A 24,421-nucleotide genomic window follows, 5' to 3' on the forward strand; every position below is an offset into this window, starting at 1 on the left:
TCTTAGCGATTTGTTGACCGGAAACCAGACGTTCGCGCCCTTCATCCTATAACGCATGATATTGGATCAAGGGGAGTATTGATTTGAATAAAAAGGTTATTCGTGGTGGCATCCGTCACCGCGCGATTTTGAGCGCCAGTGTCATTGCGCTTGCTGCGATTCCGACGGCGGCACTCGCGGTTCCGGCCAACCCGCCGTGCGAGGATGCCGATACCGGCTTCTGCCGGATCGTCGTGACCGACACCGTCGGCCCAATCTACACGCAGGAACCCACCCATATCGTCAACAGCGGCACGATCAACGAGATCCGTCGCGGCACGCGCGATATTCTCTCCGTTGTGAACCAGGCGGGCGGAACGATCGGGGGGATCGACGCTGTAGTCCCCGGCTCTCCTAGCTATAATAGCAGCGAGGCCATCATCAACGCCGGCACGATCGCCGGAGATGTCGTGCTGTCTGACGGCTTCAGCATTTTCGTCAATTCGGGCGGCACGGTGACCGGGCAGGTGCGCATGGGCAATCCGACGGGCACCGGCAGCCTGCTTTATGTCAACCGAACCTGGAATTCCAACATGGCCAATGTCGACGCCGGCCTTGGCGATGACATCTATGTGCTATCCTTCGCGGAGCGCGGGCAGTCTGTTATTGGCGCAACGCCACCGACGAGCTTCGAGATCTGGGGTGTCGAGGCGCTTGGCGCCAACACCGCCGTCACGCTGATTTCGCCTGATCCCGAACAGCCTGGGTCGGGCATTGTGCTGATGGGCGATGGCCATATCGTCAACCAAGGGAATATCGGCCTGATCCCCGGCACGCTAATCGGCAATCAGAGTGAGTACGCGATCTTCTATCTCGGCTCTCTGGGCACGGTGAGCGACATGGCCAATAATGGTCCATTTAGTAGCAGCCAGGCCGGGCTCGCCAGCTTCACCAACCAGGGCACGATCGGCGGGAACATCCAGCTTGCAGCCGCATCATTTGCCAATGATGGCGTGATCAACGGCGATAGCTATGTTGGCGCCGGATCATTCACCAACAGTGGCACGATCAATGGGAATAGCCAGGTTTCTGGCAGGTCGTTCACCAACACCGGCACGATCAACGGGAATAGCTATGCTGCGGGCGAAACGTTTGCCAACAGCGGCACGATCAACGGCGACACTCAGGTTCTCGCCACATCGTTCACCAACGATGAGACGATGAATGGGGCAAGCTTTCTTGCAACCGCATCGTTCACCAACAATGGCACGATCCGTTCGACGAATGCGAATGCCGACCCGATGGTTACGGTCCTGGCGACCGGCAACCCCGACTTCTCGTTCGTGAACACGGGCGATATCACCGTCGATATCGATACCTCGGGCGCAGGCGCGTCGAACTGGATGCGCTTTCCCCTCGCGGTCCGGATCTATGATCAGGCGATGGAGCCCGGCGGCCGGAATTTCCGTGTCCAGAACGACGGCAGCATCACCGGCGGTATCCAGATCAATGCGCTGTCCGAAACCTTCACCTTCACCAATGACGGTGTGATTTCCAGCCCCGGCAGCGCCCATGTCGGCGCTTCTCAGGCAGTCAATGCCAATATCGGCTATAATGGCAACGGCCGGGCCGCGAACGCCGCAACCGCGACGATCACCAACCGCGGCGACATTCTGGGCGGCGCGAGCTTTGATATCAGCGCCGAGGAGACGCATTTCGTCAACACCGGCCGGATCGAGGCGGCGTACGACAGCGACCGGGCGATAAACCTGAGCATCTATAACACGCAGGGTAGTGGCAGCCTTGCCAGCCTGAACTTCGCGAATGAGGGCGATATCGTCGGTTCGGCTTCGATCTTCAGCGAGACGCGGGTTTCCAACATCGTCAACAGCGGCAGCGTCAGTGTCGAGGCGACGCCCTGGGGCAGCTATAACAGCTCGGCCTTCCAGATCGCAAACTATGCCGCCGATGACTCGGTGATCAACTTCACCAATTCGGGCACCATCACGAACGGCCAGGCCGGCGGCAACGCGGTCTTGATCAATGCCGGTGGCGGTATCATTTACGGCCGCGCCGCTGCGCAGCCCGTCGCCAACAAGGACGTCGTGATAGCCAATAGCGGCACGATCGCGGCCACCGGCGGGCTCAACGACACGGGTTGCGGCGTGGCCAACCCGACTGCGCTGGCGGTGCTGCTCGACGGCGGAGATGCAGACAGCATCACGATCACCAACGCCGCGGGCGGCATCATCACCGCGCAGGCGGCGGCGTCGGAGCTGAATCCCGATGCGACGGGCCATGGCGTCGGCATCGTCGCCCGCGCCGATCGCGTTACGATCGTCAATGCCGGCCTTATCGCGGGCGCCAACCAGCTCAGCAATGACAGCGCGGGTTACGGATTTGTCCAAAATCTGGTGGGCGACGAAACCCTGTTCGGTGGCGCGATCGACACCTTCGGCTCGACCGATCTCGTCCGCAACGAGGAAACCGGGCAGATCATCGGCGGCATTTCGCTGCGCGAGGGGGATGACCGTCTCGAAAATTATGGCTCGATCATCGGCGATGTCGCGATGGGTGATGGCGACGACATCTTCATCCAGGGCGTGCGCGCAAGCGTGGACGGCCTGATCGACGGCGGAGCGGGCAATGATTCCTTCCTGTTCGACCTGACGGGCGGCGGCACGCTCAACAACGCGCTGCTCGACCGCGTCGTCAATTTCGAGACTATCGACCTCACCGGCATTGGCGCGATCGATGTCAGCGGGCTGCTCGCGGTCAACACCGTCCAGCTTAACGGCGGCACGATGACGGTGGCGCAGGGTTCGACGCTGCAGACCCAGGGTGCAACCACCATCACCGGCGCCGACGGCCAGAACAATCATATCGTCAACAATGGCACGATCCTCGGCGCGATCGCGATGGGCAATGGCGACAGTTCCGTCACCAACCATGGCGCGATTCTCGGCAATATCGTGTTCGGCAATGGCAATAACCGCTTCAATCTGTACGGCGGATCCTCCGTCCTTGGCACGGTCACTGCGGGCACCGGGCAGAATACGATCGGGCTCTATCTCGGCGGGACCGCCGATGCGCCGCAGCTGCTCGATTTCGGTGGTTTCTCGGGCTTCAATACGCTGCTCGTTGAATCGGGCGTTGGCCGTATCAACGGCGCGACGGCGTTCGATTTCTTGACGATCAACGGCGGCCGCCTGATCGGCGGCGCGGGCAGCACGCTCACGGCCGCGCTGTTCAACGTCGGCGCCAACGGCACCTTCGGCAGCGCAGGCACCGTCAACGGGAATGTCAATGTCGCCGGAACGCTGTCGCCGGGTGCCTCGCCGGGCACGATGACCATCAACGGCAATCTGTCGCTGGCCTCGGGCTCGAACACGCTGTTTGAAATGACGCCGACGATCAGCGACGCGATTGTCATCAACGGTGCGCTCACGATCGCCGATGGGTCGACGCTGACGCTCACCGGCGAACGTCCGCTGACCCCGGGGCTCGCCTATAACCTCATCACCGCAACGGACGGCATCACCGGCACGTTCGGCACGATCGACAAGGCGGCATCGGTTCTCGGCTATATCCGCCAGTCGGCGAACAGCATCCAGCTGCTTGGCCAGTTCGCGCTGCACGACGGCGCCAAGCCGCAGGTGACCGCGGTTGTCAGTTATATGAACAGCCTGCTCATCGACGGTACGGCATCGGCCGGAATCCTCGATGCGGTGCCCAGCCTGCTCACCACCGACGGCTTTGCCAATGAAGCCGCGATGGCGCGCCTCTCGTCCGAGCCCTATGCTTCGGCGACGCAGATCGGCATCGAAAACGGCCTCGCGCTCGCCGGCGCCGCGCGCACGATGCAGATGGGGCATGGCGATCAGGCAGGCCTGTTCACCTTCGGCCAGATGTTCGGCAACTGGCGTCGCCTTCCCGGCAATGACGACAGCGGCGTTTCGCGCGCCAATGTCTCGACGCAGGGCGTGCTCGGCGGCATCGGCTTCGGCTCGCAAAAGGCATCGATCGGCGCGTTCGTCGGCTATGTCGATGCCCAGCAGAACGTCAACGCGCTGGGCGCCAAGACCGATGCGGATGGCGTGATTGCGGGTGTGATCGGCAAGGCCGAAATGGGCGGCTTCGACGCCAGCGCACTCATCGCATGGGATGGCAGCAAGGCCGATACCCAGCGCGAACTCAACGCCAGCACCACCGCGGCCAGCCACTACACGCTGCGCGGCTGGACCTTCGACGCGGCGGTTGGCTACACCGCGCCGATCGGTGGCGGCTGGATGGTGCGCCCCGAACTCGGCATCACCCACATCGCAACCAAGCGTGGCGATGCCACGGAAAGCGGCGCCGCGCATTTCGACCTGATCGTCGACGGCAAGAAGACCGATGCGACCTTCCTGAGCGGCGCCATCGCCGTGCAGGGCAACGCAGAGGCCAAGCTCCAGCCTTGGGCATCGCTCGGTATGCGTCACCAGACCGCGGGCAACCTGACCAGCGTCAGCGCGCGCTTCGTCGACACCCCGACCAGCTACACGCTGCCGGGCGTCGCCCGCGATCGCACGCTCGCAACGGTCGAGGCGGGCCTCAATGCCAGGGTCTCCGACGGCGCGGTGCTCTTCGTCAACGTGAACGGCGAATTCGGCGCCGACACCAACGCGAAGGGCGGCCGCATCGGCGCACGCGTCAGCTTCTGATCCGCTGACAGGCGAAGCGAAGGGGCGGGTTCCGAAAGGAGCCGGCCCCTTTTGCTTTGGCGATACTAGGCTGAAAAGCAGGGGCTTGCTGACAGCCTCCATAAAGTGGGCGTGACTCGGGCATAACTCGGACATGACCCGATTTAGGTCAGAAGCTCAGTCTTAATTTTTTTGACGGAATATGGTGCACCCAAGAGGATTCGAACCTCTGGCCTCTGCCTTCGGAGAATTAGAACATAGGCCACGCCACGGTTTGATGTTCTATGCCAAACTACGAAAATCTACGCTAATGCTCTATATTAATTAGCATTTTTCTAAAATAGAATACGCCGCTGGTACGCTGTTGTTTCCGGGACTTTGCTCCCACCTGCTTCCGTGGTGCTTCCGTGGAAGCAGCTCAGACGCTGGAGGTATTTCGCCATGGCCAAGATCAACAAGCGCAATGTGGATGCTGCTGAGGTTCGTGAAAAGGACTATTTCGTTTGGGACGACGAGCTTCCCGGTTTCGGCCTGAGGGTCTTCGCTTCAGGGAAACGCAGCTATCTCGTTCAGTACCGCGCGCTTGGACGGACCCGGCGATTCACGATCGGCTTGCACGGTGTCTGGACGCCGGAGATGGCGCGAAAGGAAGCAAAGGTGCTTCTCGGCCGGATCGCGCAAGGCGAGAATCCCGCAGAGGAGAGACAGCTCGACCACAAGTCGATCACGGTCAAGGAGCTGTGCGATCTTTACCTCAAGGATTTGGAGGAAGGGCTGATCCTGGGCAAAGGTGGCCGACCCAAACGGTCCGGAACAATCGTATCTGACAAGGGGCGTATTCATCGTCATATCGTGCCGCTGATCGGCACACGCCGGGTGAAAGATTTGACAAAGGCCGATGTCACGAAAGTTCTTAAAGATGTGATGGCGGGAAAGACCCGTCGAAACGTCAAGACAAAGACACTCCGTGGTCGCTCCATCGTCAAGGGCGGCGCCGGGACGGCGAACCGCACTGTGGGTTTGCTCGGAGGAATTCTGACCTATGCCAAAGATGCGGGCATCATTGAGGTCAATCCTGCTGCCGGCGTCAAGAAGCCAAAGGACCAAGTCCGTACTCGACGCCTGACTGAATCGGAATATCGACGGTTTGGCGAGATTTTAAACGATGCGGGTCGGAACCCCAACTTTTCGATGACTGTAGAGATCGCGCGGCTTATTGCGCTGACGGGCGCGCGCCGCAGCGAAATCATTGGGCTGGAGTGGAGCGAATTCGACGCCGACGAAAGCTGCCTGCGATTGAACGATAGTAAGGAAGGCGCGTCCGTCAGGCCAATCGGCCTACGTGTGATCGACCGGCTCGAAAGCCTCCGTCCGATCGAGGAGCAGACATTTATTTTCCGGGGAATCCGGAGACGCGACCAAGCCTTTGGTGGGTTTCCCCGTCAGTGGCGGGCGATCTTCAAAGGCACGGAGTTGGAGTGGATGACGCCTCACGTGCTGCGTCACAGCTTCGCGAGCCTTGGCAATGACCTGGGATTCACTGAGGCGACCATATCCGCGATCGTGGGTCACTCTCGCAATAGTGTGACAAGCAAGTATATTCATACGCTCGATACGGCGCTGATCATGGCCGCAGATACCATCTCAGGTTATATTGCGGGCCTGTTGGACGGAATGTTGCTCAGCCACACATCATACGCCCTTGATCGCATGTCGCGCCAAGCAGCCTTGTCTCGATTCCTCGGTCTTTCAGATGGTGACAGCCAGCCTGGAATCGATGATTCGACGTGCCTACCGATGGCCGCGTAAAGTTGCCAGTGCCGACTCCAAAGCAGTTGTATTGCGATCGCTCTTCGCCCTTAAGCGGGCCGAAGGCGCGCTGGCCTGTGCTCGTATCCGGCAAAGAATGGCTCAGCGACCGCGCAACAACCGAATGAGCTGGCGACGTCGGCGGTCGATGAGAAGCCCGTACCGTCAGATTCCTCATCAGCAGAGTGTCGCCGATCTGGAGGTTTTCGCGAGCGTATCAATTATCCAGTCATGTACCAGGAAAGTTCGGAGCATTGAGTGAACTGTCTGGTGGCATTGCCGAACAGCCGGTCGCGCAAGGTTCGTTCGCTGCGAGCCCCGGAAATGACGATGTCAGCCCCGGACGCTAGGGCATGGTCGATGATCACCTCGCCAGGGCGACCTTTGGGATCGGGCAAGTGGATCGCCCTGGCCGGCAGGCCCGATCGCCCGAGAAAGTCGACAACCTCGTCCAGCCTCCGCATCGTGACCTCGTCGCCGACGCCCACGACCTGAATTTCGTTCGCCAACGCCAGCAGTGCGCGCGACGCATGCAAGGCGTGTCGCGCTGCCGCGCCATCCTTCCAGGCGACGACGGCGACTCCGATCGGGGCAGCCTTAATGCCGCCTTTTAGCCTGAGAACAGGTGTTCCAGAGCGAACCGCAAGGTCGATCGGGTCCGGCGTGACGCATTGACGGCTCGATCCTGCGATCGAGATAAGCATATCCGCAGTATGGAGATGATCAAGAATGGCGTCGTCCGGTTGCGCGATGCCGGTACACCAGCTTGTATCGGGAGACTCCAGGATCTTCGTTCCGGCATCCCGCACGGATGCGATTTCCAATTCCATGCGTCGCTCGAGCCCGGCAGTTCCGAGCGGATTGAGAAGCGCCTCCTCGAGATCAGATTTGGGCCAGGCGTAGGACACGCATGACAAACGCGCCTGGAGCCGCTCGTTGAATCGGTCGACCCAGGAGAAGAGTTGCTCGATCCCCTCTTTTGGGCTCGCATCAATGACGATATCCCTGATCGGCATTCATCCTCCTCACCGTGACGGGTTTCGCACACCTTAGCGAAGCCACCGGACTGAAGCGATCAAAACACGGTAGAGCCGTTCATTGTCGATCGCCAAATCCCGATCCGGCTTTTCCATTGTTGAGATGGGCCGCCACATGTGGCTAACAGGCAGTCCGTGACGCACCGAGTCCTCTCGACGTCGTGGCACGCAGGGACATTGCGGCTTTTCGCACTTCTGCTGCTGGCGACCAGCTTACTGATGCCGCGTGGCTTTATGCCTGCGCGCGATGCGCACGGCGTTATCCGCGTCATGTTGTGCACCGGCACCGGCCCGGCTTCGATGGCCATGGTGATCCCCTTCGACAAGGACCATCAGGATCATGATGGTCATAAAGACGGGCAACCGGATAAGACCTGCGCGTTCGCAAGCAATGCCGCGCCTCTGGCTGCAGCGGACAATGTCCGGCTACCGGCGCCTATCGCGGGGTTCGATCTGGACCGAAATGGCGCTCCGCTTGTCGGCCTTGCGCCCGGCCGCGGCATGGCTGCCCCGCCACCGCCATCGCAGGCCCCTCCCGTCGCTTTGAGTTGATAGCAAGCTTCCCGGCCCGCAGGCCGGTAAGCGCCTTTCACTTGTCCTGTCTCCTCCACGGGAGGCGGGATCGGCCCGATGGCCTTGCTCAATTGCGAGATTTATAATGTCACATGTCAATGGTTTCCGCGCGGCCCGCCGCCACGCATCCTGCTGCCTGCTTTCCAGCGTTGCCCTGCTGGGGCTGTCCGCGCCCGTCTTTGCCCAGGAAGCGACGGCGCTTCCGGATGTCGATGTCGATTCCACGGCCAGCCAGGATATGTCTCCGGCAGCACCCGAGCGCATCGACCGATCGCAGCTGCGCGCTCGACAGGCAGAGTCGAGCGATACGGCAAAACTGCTGCAGTCCCTTCCCGGTGTCAGCGGCCGCTCGGCGGGCGGCTTCTCGACCTTGCCAATCATTCGCGGTCTTGACGCTCAGCGTATCGGCATCACCGTCGATGGCGTTACGATCGCTTCGGCTTGTCCCAACGACATGAACCCGCCGCTTTCCTACACCGATCCGCAGACGATCCGCTCGATCGGCGTCATCACCGGCGTGTCGCCGGTCAGCGCTGGCGGCGACAGCATCGGCGGGATTATCGCGGTCGAAACCGCGCCGCCGCAATTTGCCTCGATCGGCGAGACGCTGCTGACCGGGGAGGCCTCGGCCTTCTATCGCAGCAATGGCGATGGCTTCGGCGGCGCACTTTCGGTCACGGCTGCCAGCGACACGCTGAGCCTGACCTATAACGGCTCCTACACGCAAGCCGACAATTTCGAGGGCGGCGGCTCGCTTGGAAAGGTGCGCTCGTCCGAGTTCGCCAAGACCGATCACAGCCTCAATCTCGCCGCGCAGACCAACATCGGCCTGTTCGAGCTCAAGGGCGGCTATCATTTCTCGCCCTATGAGGGCTTCCCCAACCAATATATGGACATGACGTCCAACAAGAGCTGGTTTCTCAACGGCCATTATGCGGGTGCCTTCGACTGGGGCGATCTCGATGTGCGGGCGCATTACCGCAAGACCGACCACGAGATGAACTTCCTCGACGACAAGGGCGGCACTGCGGGCGGCGGGATGCCGATGAACACCGCAGTGCGCCAGGCAGGCTATAATGTGAAGGCCGACATCCTGCTGGGCGGTGCCGGGATACTCCGGATCGGCAACGAGTTTCAGCACCAGTGGCTGAACGATTTCTGGCCGCCGGTCGCAGGCAGCATGATGATGGGGCCGAACCCCTATATCAATGTCAATGGTGCGAAGCGCGACCGGCTCGGCACTTTCATTGAATGGGAAAAGGGCTGGGAGAATGGCGTCACACTGATCGCCGGCGTTCGCAATGACCAGATCTGGATGAATACCGGCGACGTCCAGCCTTACGGGACGGGGATGATGCAGATGGCCGACATGATGGCGGCGGCGGATTTCAACACCGCGAACCGTCGTCGGCACGACAGCAATTGGGGTGGCTCGGCGCTGTTGCGCTACGATCTCTCCGGAATCGCGACGCTCGAACTCGGCTATGCCAGGAAGGTGCGCTCGCCCAATATCTATGAGCGCTACACTTGGGGACGCGGCGCCATGTCGAGCAGCATGATCGGCTGGTTCGGCGACGGCAACGGCTATGTTGGCAATCTCAATTTGAAGCCAGAAAAGGCCGATACGATCAGCGCCGCGTTCACGCTGAGTGACGGCGGTGACGAAGGCTGGTCGTTCAAAATCGCTCCCTACTACACCCGTGTGAACGACTATATCGATGTCGTGAAGTTGCAGGACTTCACCGACATGATGGGAATGCCGACCGGCTTCGTGCAGTTGCAGTTCGCCAATCAGGACGCGGAAATCTACGGCATCGATGTTTCAGGTGTCGTGCCGCTGTGGTCGAATGATCGCTTCGGCAAGGGCCGTATTTCCGCCAAGACGAGCTGGCTGCGCGGGCAAAACAAGAGTGAGGGCGCGCCGCTTTATCACCAAATGCCATTGAGCGGCACGGTCAGCCTCGAACACAGTCTGGATGGGTTCGAGTCGCGCATCGACTTCACCTGGGCGGCGGACAAGGATCGCGTCGATCCGACCCGTAATGAACCCCGCACCAAGGGATATGCGCTGCTCGATGCCCAGGTCGCCTATAGCTGGAAGAATTACCGCTTCACGCTCTCGGCGGAAAACCTGTTCGACAAGGCCTATTACGCACCGCTCGGGGGCACGTCGCTGGGCGACTACAACGCAACCGGTGTGCTGCGCCCGGTGCCGGGACGCGGTCGGTCGATCAATCTCGGCCTCGGCGTCAAGTTCTGACGTTTGGGCAATCGGCCATCCTCTCAGGCAACAGGGCCGGGATATGCTTCATATCCCGGCCAAGCCGGCGCACATCTTGGAACGAGGCTGGTTGGCGCGGGCACGTCGCTGCTGCTGACCGGACTGCTCGTGGCAGGACTGGCGGAGGGACTGACAGGCACTCCGCCGCGCCTCCCGATTCCGGAAGCACGCCAGATCAACCTGCTCACCTTGCCTTCTGAGGTGGCGGCGGCGCCCAAGCTGGAACCGCGTCAAGCGGCATCGGTGCCCGACCCAAGGTCGGTGGCCCCCAAGCTTGCTGTTTTACCACCACCCGTATCGCCAATGCCGGGAAGCGGCCATGACGCGGAGGAAGTGAAGCAACCGGCCATCGTCTTGCCAGCGCGGGCACAGACCAGCCCGCCCATCCAGGCTCCCAGGCCATCGCCTCCTCTCGTGAGAAGCCAGCAAATCGCCGACACGGCATGGAACAGTTATCAGCTCCTGTTGTGGCGCCAGGTTCTGGCGCGGCGGCCGGACGGATTGTATTTGTCCGGCGAAGCGACCCTGCGCTTCACGCTCGACACGAATGGCGCGCTCATCAATGCGGACATCGCTCGCTCGAGCGGCAATCGAATGCTGGATCGCCTGGCGCTTCGAGCGCTGAGGAACGCAGCCCCCTTTCCAGCGCCGCCGGAGGAGATCAGGGACCGGATCCTAACCTTTACAATCCGCTTCCAGTTCAACAGATAACCGTCATGCCATCCCGGATTGTCGCCCGAACAAAAGCGACAGTCGAATAGCTGCGTTGCTCGCGCGTGGACCTTGCCTTGTCTCAGGCCGAATGCGGTTCCATCGCGACGTGGACGCCTTCGCCATGTACTCCACCTCGTCTCGACGCACTTCATCGCGGTGCGCGCAGGGAAGCCGGTACAGCGGTCGCCAAGGGCGGCATTATCCTGCCTTTCGGCCTCGCGGTGATCGCCGAAATCTCCGACAAGATCGTGAACGACGCGCCACATCACTGGGCCTTATGCTGAGTATGGGCGGCGGCATGGCGCTGATCGACAATTTCATTTGCCTCGCGCTGTTCCGGCGCTTCCGCTGCGCCAGTACGTTGAGACAAAACCCATATAGTTCTGGAACGATTTAGGAAGATACGTAGTATCATATCCATCTCTATTTCCCGATCATCTTACGACAGCATCGACTTCAAGTGCGCGATACAAATAATCGAGGTTCTTAAACGAATATCTTTGAATATATTCATGCCTCCTCCACTTTGGCCATGACACCGGGGGCAACATAGGCTATGCGGCTCACCATGTTCCGCAAAGGGTTCCTCCTCATCTGGCTGGTCGTCGCGTCGCTGACGGTAACAACGACCGTGCATGCGCAGGAATTCCCTGGCATGGTCACGCTGGAATGCTCCGGTGCCGTTCATACGGAAAATAGCGAAAAGTCGTCACCTGGGGACACTGATCCCGGCGTGATGCACCATCATGGATGCCATAGCGCTTCCCATTTCCTCCCCGGCGATCACGCTGTCTCATCGCTCCTGGCGTTGCCCACGGATGACTATCCGACTTCACGAGTCGCGGGACACAGAGTGCGCCACGCTGGCCCGGACCTGCGCCCTCCTATCGTCTGAACAAGTCGTAACTCTGTCCACGCCCTGATCCCGTCAGGCGCGGATGTTTTGACGTCTCTGTTCAGGATATCCAACTATGTACCGATTGATCGCGGCCATGCTGGCCGCGGCGTCCTGCGCGACTATCGCGCAGGCGCAAAGCGCGCCGCCGCCTGTAGTAGAGGTGGGCGCGACGCTTAGCCTTGACCAGGCTCTCTCCATGGCCGGTGCCTCGGCACCCTCACTCGATGCGGCTGAGGCCGACATCAACGCCGCTGCGGCCGCGCGGACGGTCGCGGGCCTGCGTCCCAATCCCAGTATCTCGGTGGAAGCCGAGAATGTCGCGGGAAGCGGCCCTTACCGGGGAACGCAAAGCCTCGAGACGACAACATCCTTCGCCTTGCCGATCGAACTCGGCGGCAAGCGCTCGGCCCGGATCGGCGTCGCCGATGCGCGCTCGCGGCGTGTCGCGGTGCAGGCGGCGATCACCCAGGCCGATCTGCGCTTCAACGTTATTCAGGCCTATGCGGAGGCTGCTGCTGCGCAGCAGCGGCTGGTAACCGCAAGCGACCAGGCCCGGATCGCTGCCGAGGGGTTTCGGGCAGCACAGGTGCGGGTGCAGGCTGGACGTGCTTCGCCCATCGAAATGCAGCGCGCCGATGTCGCCCGCATCAACGCTGATGCCGATGTCGAGCGGGCCCAGCGCCTCGTCGAGGTGTCGCGATTTTCCCTGTCGAAACTGATCGGGCAACCTGTGTCGGGCACTCTCGACACCAACTGGTTTACGGGCGTCCGCTCTAACTATGGCCCGCTTCGAGAGATCGACAGCACCGGTACGCTGGCTATGGCGGCGGCCGAAGCGGACCTGGCGGTGGCCGACGCGGGCGTCCGTCTCGCCCGCTCCCAGCGGGTTCCCGATCTGACCGTCGGCGCGGGCGCGCGTTACATGCGCGAAACCGGCGATACCGCAGCGCTGTTCAGCCTGACGATCCCGCTGCCCCTGTTCAACAATGGCAAGGCTGCGGTCGATCAGGCCTCGTCCGAGCGTCTTCGGGCCGAGGCGCAGAAGCGTGTGACCGCGCTGGAAGTCGATCAGGCGATCGCCCGCGCGCAGGCCGAGGCGGCCAATGCGTCGACCTCCGCCGTCACCGCGAAGGGGCCGGCATTAGCTGCGGCCGAAGAAGCCGCCCGCATCGCCCGGATCGGCTACCGCGAGGGCAAGTTCGGACAGCTCGAATTGCTCGATGCGGAACGCACGCTCGCCGAGACCCGGCTCGCTGCGATCGACGCGCTGCTGAATTACCACAACGCCCAGGCGCAGCTGGAACGGCTCACCGTGCGCGCGCCAGACCTTGAGGGGAACTGATCATGAAGACCATCTACAAGGCAGCCTTGCCGCTGACGTTTGCCGCCCTGCTGATGGCGGGCTGCTCTGGGGGCGATCCCGCTCCGGAGAAAAACGAGGCAACCGAGAATGCGGCGGCCGGTGAGGAAGCCGGACATGCGGATGAAGAGGGCGAGATCGATCTGACGGCAGAGCAAATCAAGGCCGCTGGCGTTGAACTTGTTCGTGCCATCCAGAGCGGTGGCGGCGCGCTCACGCTGCCTGCCACGATTGAGGGCGATCCGCAGGGTATGCAGGTTGTATCAGCCGCGATCGGTGGGCGTGTGGTCTCGCTCACGCGCAATCTCGGCCAGACGGTTGGCCGGGGACAGCCGCTCGCGATTATCGAAAGCCGCGAAGCCGCCTCGCTTAATGCCGAGATCGAAGCCTCGCGTGCGCGCTTGTCTCTCGCGGAATCCAACCTGCGCCGCGAGCAGCGCTTGTTCGATCAGAAGGTCTCGCCCGAGCAGGACCTCATTGCCGCGCGAACGGCGGCGGCTGAGGCGCGCATTGCGCTGCGTCTTGCACAGCAACAAGTAGCTGCAGCCGGCGGCGGTGGCGGCGCGCTCAACCGCATCGCCATCACTGCGCCGCTTTCTGGCCAGGTGGTCGGCCGCAGCGTGACGCTGGGTCAGACAGTCGCGGCCGATGCGGAGCTGTTCCGTGTGGCGAACCTCTCGCGCGTGGCCGTTACTCTGGCGCTATCGCCTGCCGATGCCGGCAAGGTTCGGCCTGGCTCAGAGATCGAGATCGTATCCGGCGACCGCCGATCGGTGGCGAAGGTCGATTTCGTCTCCCCGATCCTCGATGAGACCACGCGTCTGGCCACGGTGATTGCGCTGATCGACAACCGATCGAGCCAATGGCGCGTCGGCGAGCCGGTCACCGCCTCGATCCGGCTTGCCGGCGATACCGGTGGCAGCGCGGCCTCAGTCCTGGTGCCGCAAAGCGCGGTGCAGACCGTCGAAGGGCGGTCCACTGTTTTCGTGCGCACCGATCACGGGTTCCAGGCGGTTCCTGTCACGCTCGGCAGTCCAAGCGGCGACAATATCGTCGTGACGTCCGGACTCAAGGGCGGCGAACAGATCGCAGGCAAGAACAGTTTCACGCTCAAGGCCGAACTCGGCAAGGGCGAAACGGAGCATGGACATTAAACCATGATCGACAAAATCGTCACATTCGCCGTCGAGCGGCGCTGGTTCGTGCTGCTCATGACGCTCATCGCCATGGTGATCGGAGGCTGGGCGCTGTCGCGCCTGCCGATCGACGCCGTTCCCGACATCACCAACAATCAGGTTCAGGTCAATATCGTCGCGCCCGCCCTCTCGCCCGATCTGGTCGAGAAACAGGTGGCATTCCCTATCGAAACCGCGCTCGCGGGTGTGCCCGGGCTTGAATATACCCGCTCGCTAAGCCGCAATGGCTTTGCGCAAGTCACGGCGGTCTTCTCGGAAAAGACCGACATCTATTTCGCGCGGCAACAGGTCGCCGAACGATTGCGAGTGGCGGAAGAAAGCCTGCCCGATGGGGCTACGCCCACCATGGGGCCAATCGCCACGGGTCTTGGCGAAGTCTATATGTGGACGGTCCATCTCGAACATCGCGAGGGTGACCAACACAAGCCGGGACAACCGGGGCTTCAGCCTGATGGCAGTTATATCACGCCGGAAGGCGACCGGCTCGTCAGCGAAGCGGACAAAGCGACCTATCTGCGGACCGTGCAGGACTGGATCGTCGCGCCACTCCTGAAGAATACGCAAGGTCTTGCTGGCGTCGATTCCATCGGTGGCTATGTGAAGCAGTTCCAGGTCATTCCCGATACGCAGCGGCTCGCGGCGCTCGGCATGAACCTGACCGATCTGGCGCAGGCGCTCGAAGCCAACAACGTCGGGGTCGGCGCCGGTATTGTCGATCGTGGTGGTGAAGGCCTCGCGGTTCGCTCGGACGCGCGCATTCGCAATATCGGCGAATTGGCCGCAACCGTCATCGCGACGCGCGAAGGCACGCCGATCCGGCTTGATTCCGTGGCGCAGGTGCGTCTCGGCCAGGCCATCCGGCAAGGCTCTGCGTCAGAGAATGGCGAGGAAGTCGTCGTCGGCACCGCCATCATGCGGATCGGTGAGAACAGCCGAACGGTGGCATCCGCGGTCGCGGAACGGCTCGATGAGGTCAACGCCTCGATGCCGACCGACGTGGTGATCCAGCCAGTGCTGGACCGCACCGCGCTCGTTAACTCGACAATCAAGACGGTTGCGAAGAATCTCTCCGAAGGCGCCTTGCTTGTCATCGTCGTGCTGTTCCTCCTGCTGGGCAATTTCCGGGCGGCGCTGATCGCGGCGCTCGTGATTCCGATCACCATGCTGATGACCAGTTTCGGGATGTTGCAGGGCGGCGTCTCGGCCAACCTCATGAGTCTTGGCGCACTGGACTTCGGCCTCATCGTCGACGGCGCGGTCATCATCGTGGAAAACGCGCTCCGGCGCATATCGGAACGACAGCATCATCTGGGCCGCAACCTGACGCTTGACGAACGGCTCAATTCGGTTGCGCGCGCCGCGCGTGAGATGATCCGCCCCACCGTATTCGGCCAGGCTATCATCATCCTCGTCTATGTACCGATGCTCACCCTTTCGGGGGTCGAGGGCAAGACCTTCTCGCCAATGGCGCTCACCGTCATCATCGCGCTGGGTTGCGCCTTTGTGCTTTCGCTCACCTTCGTGCCGGCGATGCTCGCCATCTGGCTGTCGAAGCCGGTTGAGGAGAAGGAAGGCCGCATCATGTCCTGGCTCAAACGCAAATATGAGCCGGGTCTCGATAAGGCGATGAAGCGCCCGACGCTGACCATGGGTGTTGGCATCGGTGCATTCCTGATCGCCATCCTGACCTTCTCCTTCCTGGGCCAGGAATTCCTGCCGCAGCTCGACGAAGGTGATCTCACCGCGCAGGTTCTGCGTGTACCGGGCACCTCGGTCGACCAGAGTCAGGCGATGCAATCGCGCATCGAGAAGGAAATCGCCAGGCTGCCCGAAGTCCGCTTCGTCTTCTCCAAGACGGGCACGGCGGAGTTGGCGTCCGATCCTATGCCGCCCAACATCTCCGACACTTTTATTATCATGAAACCGAAAAAGGAGTGGCCTGACAGCGGCCTGACCAAGGCCGAGCTGGTGGCGAAGGTCGAGAAGGTGCTGGAGGGTATTCCGGGCGGTGCGTTCGAGATCAGCCAGCCGATCCAGATGCGTTTCAATGAACTTATCGCCGGCGTGCGCGGCGATGTTGCGATCAAGGTGTTCGGCGACGACTTCGACAGTATGAACGCAACCGCGAACGAGATCGCGGCTGTTCTGCGCAAGACCGAAGGCGCCGCCGACGTTCGCGTCGAACAGACGCAAGGACTGCCGATGCTCGACATCCGCCCGAACAGGGACGCCATGTCACGGCTCGGTATCACTGCGCAGACCGTCCAGGATACCGTCTCCGCCGCGATCGGCGGGCGCGATGCCGGGATGATCTTCGAAGGCGACCGGCGCTTTGCCGTCACCATCCGTTTGTCGGATGCGGCAAGAGCCGATCTCCAGACGCTGGCGCAGGTTCCGGTGCCGCTGCCGGGCGGCGGGTTCGTCCCGCTCCAGAGCGTTGCGGATATCGGCGTCACCGATGGCCCCAACCAGATCAGCCGCGAGAATGGCAAGCGGCGGGTCGTGGTGCAAGCCAATGTGCGCGGCCGCGATGTTGCCGGCGTAGTTGCCGACGCGCAGGAGATGATCGACAAGGAGGTACGCCTGCCCGCGGGTCAGTATCTCGACTGGGGTGGCCAGTTCGAGAACCTGCGTTCCGCCAGCGAACGGCTGATGCTGGTGGTGCCTGCGTGCTTCGCCCTGATCATCCTGCTGCTCTACGGGGCGTTGGGAAGTGTACGCGATGCCGTGATCGTGTTCACCGGAGTGCCGCTGGCGCTTGTTGGTGGTGTCCTCGCATTGTTCCTTCGAGGAATGCCCTTCTCCATATCGGCGGCCGTGGGCTTCATCGCCCTGTCCGGCATCGCGGTGCTGAACGGCCTTGTGATGGTGACCTCGATCCAGGCGCTGATGGAAGATGGCATGGATCGGGCGAAGGCCGCTTATGAAGGCGCCATGATGCGCCTGCGTCCGGTGGTCATGACCGCTCTGGTGGCCAGTCTTGGGTTTGTTCCCATGGCGCTCGCCACGGGATCGGGGGCCGAGGTGCAAAAGCCGCTTGCGACGGTCGTCATCGGCGGCCTCATCTCCGCGACGTTGCTCACCTTGTTCGTCCTTCCAACGCTCTATGCCCGTTATGGGCATCGGATCGGCGACGAACCCCGTGAGCTTGTCCCGGAGGAGCCTGAAGGCGGTGATGGCGGTCTTTCTGAGGCGCATACATGAGCATAGGCAACAGGTGCGTGGGCTTTACGGCCGCGCGCTCGTCCCGGCAGTGGGTGGTCTTGCCGCTTGCTGCCGGGATGGCTCTCCTTGCTGGTTGCGCTTCGGCCCCACCGCTCCAGGCTGGCATCAAGGTCGTGCCCGACGAGCGGATGGAAATATTCTGGGTGCGGACTTATCCCGGCAAGGAGGCAGTCCTTGTCACCGGACAGGTCCGCAGAGCCGGGATGAGCAAGCCGGCGCTCGGGGGACATCTGCATGTTACCGCCGAGATGGAAGATCGCCATCAGCCCGCCAGCGTCGATACCCGCTGGACCGGCAGCCTGTCAGGACGGGTTCGCCGCTCGGCCCGCTTCAGCGTGTTGGTCCCGGTGGTTCCGGTCGACAAGCTCCGCTCGATCCGCGTCGAGTATCGCGCCGGTCGCGACGCGGCGCCCAAAGGAAGAGCCGCGGCCGAGAGCCCATCCGTTCCGGTAGCCGGAGGCAGCCACGATCGCATCTGAGCGATCGTCCTGTCCTCATGCGACCCGTGTGAAAGGTCACACAGCCGATGAAGGCAGAAACGAGTTTTACCATCAACATGGCCCCAATCCGGGTCTGGTCCCATCTCGCCGATTTTGGCGCCTATGCGTTCTGGCATCCGAACTATCGTTTCGAGACGGACGCGATTACGCCCGAGCAACGCATTCCGTTGAGCTACGCCCTCTACAAGGGAGAATATCGCATAAAGGCGGAGGCGACGATTACCGCTTCCGAAAAGCCGGACCTTTTCTCGTGGACCGTGGGGATTGGTGGCATCGCGGTACTCGAAGAGACCTATAGACTGGAGTCGCTGGCTTCGGGCACGCAGGTTCGCCATTCGATCGCGTTCGACGGTTTCTTCAGCCGCATCATAGCCGTACCGTTCAGGCGCGGGCTGACGCAAACACTCGCCATCCAGGATGGTGCATTCGTTCGCTTCCTAAAAAAGGAAATGCACCGCGCTGGGAGCGCCAACCTCAACCGTCATCGTCGTCGCGCGCGTGCCGCCCGCCACCCACAAAAAGGGGCTAATGATGGGTAGAAGCGATCGCTCCGCCACCACCGAGCGGCACACCTTGTGGATCGTGCTGATCCTCAATGCCGGCATCTCCGCGGCCTTCTTCCTGGTCGGCCTCACCAGCGATTCCAGTGCCCTAATCGCCAACGGCGTCGATAATCTCTCCGATGCACTTGTCTATCTGTTGAGCCTCATCGCGCTGAGCCGCGGCGCTGTTTGGAAAACTCGCGTAGCGACGGTTTCAGGAACAATGCTGCTGCTCTTCGCCGTCGGAATCCTTGTCGATGTCGGGCGCCGCTATCTCTATGGCAGCGAACCGATCGGGTCAGCCATGATGGCGATGTCGGCCGTCGCAGCCGCGGTGAACTACATCTGCCTTAGGCTGCTTCAGCGCCTGGAAAAGCCCGATGTCGCGCTGCGCGCGGCCACCACCTTCAGCTTCAACGATTTCATATCGAACGGGGGCATCCTTGTCGCGGGCGGTCTGGTGCTGTGGCTCGGCGGCAATTGGCCGGACCTCATCGTCGGTGTGATGACGGCGCTCATCGCCATCAAGGGCGGCATCGAAATCCTGAAGGACGCGCGGGCCGAAGCCGGCCAGCGCGCGGAGACCGCGCCATGACCGGACCGGCATTCGCCCATTCCCGAAAATTGCAGCCCGATGCAGCGCTGTTTCATGCCGCATCGTCCATTCTGTCAAGGAAGAAGGAATTACGCATGGTAGAACGCGCGTCAAAGCAGGGGCTTCCCTGTCCTGTCTGCAAGGTCGATCTCGTCATGAGCGAGCGGCAAGGCATCGAGATCGACTATTGCCCACAATGCCGGGGCGTGTGGCTCGATCGCGGCGAACTCGACAAGATCATAGAGCGCAGTGCCGTCGAAACAGCTCCCCCTCCGCCCACTCCGTCGCGCGGAGGATACGATCGCGGCCACGACAGCCACAGAGGCGATTACGGTTACGGCGATCACAAGCGCCGCCGCCGCAAAAGCTTCTTCGAGGAGCTGTTCGACTGACATGAGGATTGGCCCCCCACAAGCCTATGCCCCCCTTGCGTGCTTGTGCGAGAAGGGTCCGCGCCGTGAACGCCGCACCCCAGCGTTCACGGCGAAAGATAGCACGCCGCAGCCTCGCAGTGGCGTGCCCTTTTCAGGGTGGGCCCAGCGGCGGCGCGCTGTCGCGCTGTTGGCCGGTATGTTCATGCTGGTCGCCAACACGGCATGTTCGCCCGACAGCAACGTGGACAAGGAAGATCGCCCGCTTCCTCTCGCCGGAACGCATATCTTCACATGCGGGAACGGAACGAAGGTGCGGGTCGATTTCGTCGGCAACGGCTTGACGATCGATTTCGCCTCCTTGCCTGATGGCGAAACCGAGCGCCTAACCTCTCCAGCTGCCGGTGTTACCTATTTTGGTGATGCCATGAATCTCGCAATCTCGAACGGGTCGATCGTGGTCATTCGGCCCGACACCGGATCGCAGGTGTGTCGCCCCGATGGCCCCGCCCCGGAACGGGACGGACGACCACCTCCGTGATCTCTGACCGCCTCGCTCTATTCCCACGGTGCAGGCGCTGAACGAGATCGATGCAACAGAGGAAATTTTATGACCGAACAGATCCAGCTCGAAATTCCGCTCATTCTTCCCGAGATTCCGGATGCGACCGATGCCTGCGTCGATCGCCTCACCGCCAATCTCTCCGCACGGCCAGGAATCGAAAAGGCGCATATCGTGCCAGCGCAGGATGCAAAGCCAGCGCTCTTATGCATCCATTACGATCCGGACATGGTGCCGCTCCCCCGTATTCGCGACATAGCGCTAGCAGCGGGCGTGGCTATCGCGGAGCGATATGGCCATGTGGTGTGGTCGGTTAAAGGCATCCGGCACCAGCGAAAGGCCCGATCCGTGGGCGAGCAGCTGCGGGCCTTGCCTGGCGTGCTCGAAGCCGATGCCAATGCCGCGGGCATGGTTCGCATCGAGTTCGATCTGGAACAGATCACCGAACGCCAGCTTCAGGACGCCCTTGCTGGCATGGGTGTCGAGCACAGGCGGCGATCCCTTGTTCTGTCTGCGCAGGAGACCCATGCCGGGCATGATCACGCGTCAGAGGGCGATGGGAAGGATAAGAAGACAGATGCCAACCATGATCATGATCATGGCGAATTTCTGGGTCCCAATACCGAGCTGATCTTCGCGCTCGCCTGCGGATCCTTGCTCGGCATCGGCTTTGCGATCGAAAAACTCGTCACCGGAGTACCCGTCTGGCTGCCGACAGCGCTTTATGTCGCAGCTTACTTCTTCGGCGGCTTCTTCACGCTGCGCGAGGCGATCGACAATCTCAAACGCCGCAAGTTCGAGATCGACACGCTTATGCTGGTCGCGGCCGCTGGCGCGGCGGCGCTTGGCGCGTTCGCCGAAGGCGCGCTGCTGCTGTTTCTGTTCAGTCTGGGGCATGCCCTCGAACACTATGCGATGGGCCGAGCCAAGCGGGCGATCGAGGCACTGGCCGAACTGGCGCCGCGCACCGCCACGGTGCGGCGCACCGACGGCACGACAGAAGAAGTCTCCGTCGATGCGCTGAAGGTCGGCGATACCGTGATCGTAAAACCCGACGCACGGGTGGCGGCAGACGGCTTCATCATCAAGGGCACCAGCGCCATCAACCAGGCTCCCGTGACGGGCGAGAGCATTCCGGTCGACAAGCAGCCTGTCATGGACGATGCGGCCGCCCGCGCCAATCCCGATCGGGTCGATGCCGCGAGCCGGGTGTTCACCGGCACGATCAACGGCAGCGGCCTCATTGAAATCGAGGTGACCCGCCTGTCGAGCGAAAGCACGCTCGCCAAGGTGGTCAAGATGGTGAGCGAGGCGGAGACGCAGAAGTCGCCGACGCAGAGGTTCACCGATAGGTTCGAGCGGGCCTTCGTGCCGCTCGTCCTCCTGCTGGCGTTTGTGCTGCTGTTCGCCTGGGTCGTGGTCGATGAGCCCTTCCGCGACAGCTTCTACCGTTCAATGGCTGTGCTGGTGGCGGCCAGTCCCTGCGCACTAGCCATCGCCACTCCCAGCGCGGTCCTTTCCGGCGTAGCGCGTGCAGCGCGCGGCGGTGTTCTCGTCAAGGGTGGCGCCCCGCTCGAACTGCTTGGCTCGCTCGATGCGATCGCGTTCGACAAGACTGGCACGCTTACCAAGGGCGAGCCGCGCATTCAGCAAGTCATCACCGCGCCGGACGTGGACAAGCGGGAGTTGATGGCGATTGCGGTGGCGGTCGAAGGCCTGAGCGATCATCCGCTGGCACAGGCGATCGCGCGAGATGGGCGCGATCATATAGGGGACTTTCCGGTTCCGAAAGCGGAGAGCCTGCAAAGCCTCACGGGTCGCGGCGTCTCGGCCGTGGTCGGGGAAGACCAAGTCCTGATCGGCAAGCCGGGAATGTTCGGCACCGACGGCATCCCGCCACTATCCCCAGCGATTGCGGCGGCCGTCGAGCAATTGCGCGAAGGTGGTCAAACCAGCATGGTCGTGCGGCGCGATGACCGTGATCTGGGCGCGATCGGCTTGCTCGACACGCCGCGCGAGACGGCGTCAGCGGCGCTGAGGCGCCTGCACGACATCGGCATCAAGCGGATGATCATGATCTCCGGCGACCATCAACGGGCGGCCGAAGCGATTGCCCGTGAAGTCGGGATCGACGAGGCATGGGGCGATCTCATGCCGGAAGACAAGGTGAAGGCAATCAAGAAGCTCCGCGCCGAAACCAAGGTTGCTATGGTTGGCGATGGCGTCAATGACGCGCCCGCCATGGCGACGGCGACAGTTGGCGTAGCGATGGGAGCAGCGGGTTCTGACGTGGCGCTGGAGACGGCCGATGTCGCGCTGATGGCGGACGATCTCTCGCATTTGCCGTTCGCGGTTGGTCTTAGCCGCACAACGCGATCGGTGATCCGCCAGAATGTGTTCGTGAGCCTCGGGATCGTCGCCTTCCTCGTACCAGCGACTATTCTGGGGCTTGGCATTGGCCCTGCTGTAGCTGTGCACGAAGGGTCGACCTTGCTGGTGGTGTTCAACGCGCTGCGGCTGCTCGCTTATCGGGACAGTGGCGGTGCCTAAGTTCTCGACCCGAATTTCAATTCGACCGAGGAATACTGAACAATGAACCATCCGTCTGCCACGCAGGCTATGCTTTGTCAGATCTGCCGGATTCCATTGACGCTGTCTGAGCGACATGGAGTCGACCTGGCTTGATCGGGGCGGACTCGAGGAGATTGTCGCGTGCTCGAACGCCCGAATTCACGTGAGGGCAGACTCGCGCTTTCTTATGATCAACGACACGATGATGGACAATTAAATTGCAAAACATCCCCGTTCGAATAACCTTAAAGAAGGCCGTTCATGCCGCTTGAAACCAAACAGCTGCGTTACGCGGTACTCGCAGCAGATATGATGAGTTTTTCAAAGGCTGCTTCCTTTTTGAATATCAAGCAGGCGACCCTCAGCCGTAATGTATTGAATCTAGAGCATCGCTTGGGTCTAAAGCTGTTCGAACGACAAACGCGCGGTGCAATTCTCACGCCCGCAGGTATTCCAATCATTGACGCCGCACGGCGGATATTGACCGAGGTTGATAATCTCAAGAGTCGCGCTCGGGCGATCCGAAATGGCGATGCTGGCGAACTCACCATCGGCTTTTGCAGTTCGCTCACCGCAGGTGACCTGCGCTTTGCCATTGTCGAGTTTCAGCGGCGTTTCCCTGATGTTCGGCTGAATGGCGTCGAGCGCGACCGGCGATTCCTCCACCATGCGCTCCATGCCGGAGTGATCGATCTAGCAGTCGTCACCGGCGAGCTCGCGGACCCGGCGGTCAAACGCCGTTCGCTCTGGTCGGAGCGGGTGCTGGTGGCTTTGCCCGAAGGTCATCCGCTCGCCGAGGCCGAGCGTGTCTATTGGCACGATTTGCGCCGGGAGAGCTTCGTTCTGGGGACACAAGACCCTGGACCGGACCTGATGCGGCTCCTGCGCGCCCGGCTCGCGGAGCCCGGCTATGAACCCGAAGTCGAAACCCAGGACGTCAGCCGCGAGAATGTGGTGGCGATGGTGTCGGCGGGCTGGTTCCTGACGCTGGTATCGGAATCGGCGCTGGGCTTCCAGCATCCCGGCATCGTGTTCCGCGAGGTGCATGAACCTACTGGCCAGGCCCGCATCGACTATGGCTGTTACTGGCGCAGCAACGATAGCAGCCCGGCGCTGCGGCGATTTCTCGGCCTGATCCGCGAACGCTATCCCGAAACCTGAGATACGCAGGCGGCCCGCGCCCGATTTCGCATCACCTGATCGAAGGAGTGAGCATCATGAATGGCAAGACAATCTTCATCGCAATCGTGGCGCTCGCGATCGGCTTCGGGTCGGGCTTCGTGCTGCGCCCCGTGATTCTGCCGGTCGCCGCGCCCGGCCTCACCTGTCAGGGTGCAGATCTGACGCCGACAATCAGCGAGGCGCGCGGCACGCAATATTTCGAGGCCAATATCGAGGAAGCGCGCAAGCTTGTCGCCCAATGCGCTGCGGGCACGGTGCGCGGCCAAGAATGCGCCAATGCCGAGCAAGCCGTCGTCGAGGCCGAAGGCAAGGAACGGTTCGAAGCCTTCATGGGGCGCTGACCG

The 24,421-nt window shown here is 61.9% G+C and carries 17 protein-coding genes; 16 read left to right on the plus strand and 1 reads right to left on the minus strand.

Features of this window, described 5'->3' with window-relative positions; translation table 11 throughout:
- Positions 1 to 83 precede the first annotated feature (83 nt).
- Positions 84 to 4,682 carry an autotransporter domain-containing protein gene (locus tag QYC26_RS14110; RefSeq protein ID WP_317512860.1) on the plus strand — a complete coding sequence of 1,533 codons (4,599 nt, stop codon included), beginning with the start codon at positions 84 to 86 and terminating at the stop codon, positions 4,680 to 4,682.
- 420 nt (positions 4,683 to 5,102) lie between these two features.
- Positions 5,103 to 6,470: a tyrosine-type recombinase/integrase gene (locus QYC26_RS14115; protein WP_317512861.1), complete on the plus strand. Its 1,368-nt coding sequence runs from the start codon at positions 5,103 to 5,105 to the stop codon at positions 6,468 to 6,470.
- 221 nt (positions 6,471 to 6,691) lie between these two features.
- Here QYC26_RS14115 and QYC26_RS14120 read toward each other — a convergent pair whose 3' ends face one another.
- A complete protein-coding gene (locus QYC26_RS14120) occupies positions 6,692 to 7,486 on the minus strand; it encodes a universal stress protein (RefSeq protein ID WP_317512862.1) in 795 nt (264 codons plus the stop codon).
- A 198-nt stretch (positions 7,487 to 7,684) separates the two neighbouring features.
- On the opposite strand from QYC26_RS14120, the gene QYC26_RS14125 reads away from it, so the two are divergent.
- The 14 genes from QYC26_RS14125 (at position 7,685) to QYC26_RS14190 (ending at position 24,418) form a co-directional block, all read left to right on the plus strand.
- Positions 7,685 to 8,059, plus strand: coding sequence for a DUF2946 family protein (locus tag QYC26_RS14125; RefSeq protein ID WP_317512863.1), 375 nt, complete (start codon positions 7,685 to 7,687; stop codon positions 8,057 to 8,059).
- A 106-nt stretch (positions 8,060 to 8,165) separates the two neighbouring features.
- Entirely contained in the window at positions 8,166 to 10,340 is a 2,175-nt protein-coding gene (locus tag QYC26_RS14130) for a TonB-dependent receptor (RefSeq protein WP_317512864.1), read from the plus strand.
- A 129-nt stretch (positions 10,341 to 10,469) separates the two neighbouring features.
- The gene (locus QYC26_RS14135) at positions 10,470 to 11,072 is read left to right on the plus strand and encodes a TonB family protein (protein ID WP_317512865.1); all 603 of its coding nucleotides are present in this window, start codon (positions 10,470 to 10,472) and stop codon (positions 11,070 to 11,072) included.
- A gap of 974 nt (positions 11,073 to 12,046) precedes the next feature.
- Positions 12,047 to 13,315: a TolC family protein gene (locus QYC26_RS14140; protein WP_317512866.1), complete on the plus strand. Its 1,269-nt coding sequence runs from the start codon at positions 12,047 to 12,049 to the stop codon at positions 13,313 to 13,315.
- A 2-nt stretch (positions 13,316 to 13,317) separates the two neighbouring features.
- Positions 13,318 to 14,487 carry an efflux RND transporter periplasmic adaptor subunit gene (locus tag QYC26_RS14145; protein WP_317512867.1) on the plus strand — a complete coding sequence of 390 codons (1,170 nt, stop codon included), beginning with the start codon at positions 13,318 to 13,320 and terminating at the stop codon, positions 14,485 to 14,487.
- A 3-nt stretch (positions 14,488 to 14,490) separates the two neighbouring features.
- A complete protein-coding gene (locus tag QYC26_RS14150) occupies positions 14,491 to 17,733 on the plus strand; it encodes a CusA/CzcA family heavy metal efflux RND transporter (RefSeq protein WP_317512868.1) in 3,243 nt (1,080 codons plus the stop codon).
- Positions 17,730 to 18,233, plus strand: a complete 504-nt coding sequence (locus QYC26_RS14155; protein ID WP_317512869.1) for a hypothetical protein — start codon at positions 17,730 to 17,732, stop codon at positions 18,231 to 18,233. Before QYC26_RS14150 ends, QYC26_RS14155 begins: the two co-directional genes overlap by 4 nt.
- 47 nt (positions 18,234 to 18,280) lie before the next feature.
- Complete coding sequence (locus QYC26_RS14160) at positions 18,281 to 18,793, plus strand: SRPBCC family protein (protein ID WP_317512870.1); 513 nt, start codon at positions 18,281 to 18,283, stop codon at positions 18,791 to 18,793.
- Entirely contained in the window at positions 18,783 to 19,391 is a 609-nt protein-coding gene (locus QYC26_RS14165) for a cation transporter (RefSeq protein WP_317515077.1), read from the plus strand. The genes QYC26_RS14160 and QYC26_RS14165 overlap by 11 nt, the downstream gene beginning before the upstream one ends.
- 95 nt (positions 19,392 to 19,486) lie before the next feature.
- Positions 19,487 to 19,783: a zf-TFIIB domain-containing protein gene (locus tag QYC26_RS14170; protein ID WP_317515078.1), complete on the plus strand. Its 297-nt coding sequence runs from the start codon at positions 19,487 to 19,489 to the stop codon at positions 19,781 to 19,783.
- A gap of 178 nt (positions 19,784 to 19,961) precedes the next feature.
- Positions 19,962 to 20,303: a hypothetical protein gene (locus QYC26_RS14175; RefSeq protein ID WP_317512871.1), complete on the plus strand. Its 342-nt coding sequence runs from the start codon at positions 19,962 to 19,964 to the stop codon at positions 20,301 to 20,303.
- A gap of 69 nt (positions 20,304 to 20,372) precedes the next feature.
- Complete coding sequence (locus QYC26_RS14180; protein WP_317512872.1) at positions 20,373 to 22,874, plus strand: heavy metal translocating P-type ATPase; 2,502 nt, start codon at positions 20,373 to 20,375, stop codon at positions 22,872 to 22,874.
- 282 nt (positions 22,875 to 23,156) lie between these two features.
- On the plus strand, positions 23,157 to 24,056 hold the full coding sequence (locus QYC26_RS14185) for a LysR family transcriptional regulator (protein WP_317512873.1): 900 nt from the start codon (positions 23,157 to 23,159) through the stop codon (positions 24,054 to 24,056).
- Positions 24,057 to 24,112: 56 nt separating this feature from the next.
- Positions 24,113 to 24,418 (plus strand): hypothetical protein, encoded by a 306-nt coding sequence (locus QYC26_RS14190; protein ID WP_317512874.1) that lies wholly within the window; start codon positions 24,113 to 24,115, stop codon positions 24,416 to 24,418.
- Positions 24,419 to 24,421: the final 3 nt, after the last annotated feature.

The organism is Sphingomonas sp. C3-2 (assembly GCF_033025475.1).
Taxonomy (GTDB): domain Bacteria; phylum Pseudomonadota; class Alphaproteobacteria; order Sphingomonadales; family Sphingomonadaceae; genus Sphingobium_A.

Bases quoted from the DNA above. Each gene is read 5' to 3' on its own strand.
- QYC26_RS14115 (WP_317512861.1), top strand. From the start codon at position 5,103: ATGGCCAAGATCAACAAGCGCAATGTGGATGCTGCTGAGGTTCGTGAA.
- QYC26_RS14120 (WP_317512862.1), bottom strand. From the start codon at position 7,486: ATGCCGATCAGGGATATCGTCATTGATGCGAGCCCAAAAGAGGGGATC.
- QYC26_RS14130 (WP_317512864.1), top strand. From the start codon at position 8,166: ATGTCACATGTCAATGGTTTCCGCGCGGCCCGCCGCCACGCATCCTGC.
- QYC26_RS14140 (WP_317512866.1), top strand. From the start codon at position 12,047: ATGTACCGATTGATCGCGGCCATGCTGGCCGCGGCGTCCTGCGCGACT.
- QYC26_RS14145 (WP_317512867.1), top strand. From the start codon at position 13,318: ATGAAGACCATCTACAAGGCAGCCTTGCCGCTGACGTTTGCCGCCCTG.
- QYC26_RS14150 (WP_317512868.1), top strand. From the start codon at position 14,491: ATGATCGACAAAATCGTCACATTCGCCGTCGAGCGGCGCTGGTTCGTG.
- QYC26_RS14155 (WP_317512869.1), top strand. From the start codon at position 17,730: ATGAGCATAGGCAACAGGTGCGTGGGCTTTACGGCCGCGCGCTCGTCC.
- QYC26_RS14160 (WP_317512870.1), top strand. From the start codon at position 18,281: ATGAAGGCAGAAACGAGTTTTACCATCAACATGGCCCCAATCCGGGTC.
- QYC26_RS14165 (WP_317515077.1), top strand. From the start codon at position 18,783: ATGATGGGTAGAAGCGATCGCTCCGCCACCACCGAGCGGCACACCTTG.
- QYC26_RS14170 (WP_317515078.1), top strand. From the start codon at position 19,487: ATGGTAGAACGCGCGTCAAAGCAGGGGCTTCCCTGTCCTGTCTGCAAG.
- QYC26_RS14175 (WP_317512871.1), top strand. From the start codon at position 19,962: ATGTTCATGCTGGTCGCCAACACGGCATGTTCGCCCGACAGCAACGTG.
- QYC26_RS14180 (WP_317512872.1), top strand. From the start codon at position 20,373: ATGACCGAACAGATCCAGCTCGAAATTCCGCTCATTCTTCCCGAGATT.
- QYC26_RS14185 (WP_317512873.1), top strand. From the start codon at position 23,157: ATGCCGCTTGAAACCAAACAGCTGCGTTACGCGGTACTCGCAGCAGAT.
- QYC26_RS14190 (WP_317512874.1), top strand. From the start codon at position 24,113: ATGAATGGCAAGACAATCTTCATCGCAATCGTGGCGCTCGCGATCGGC.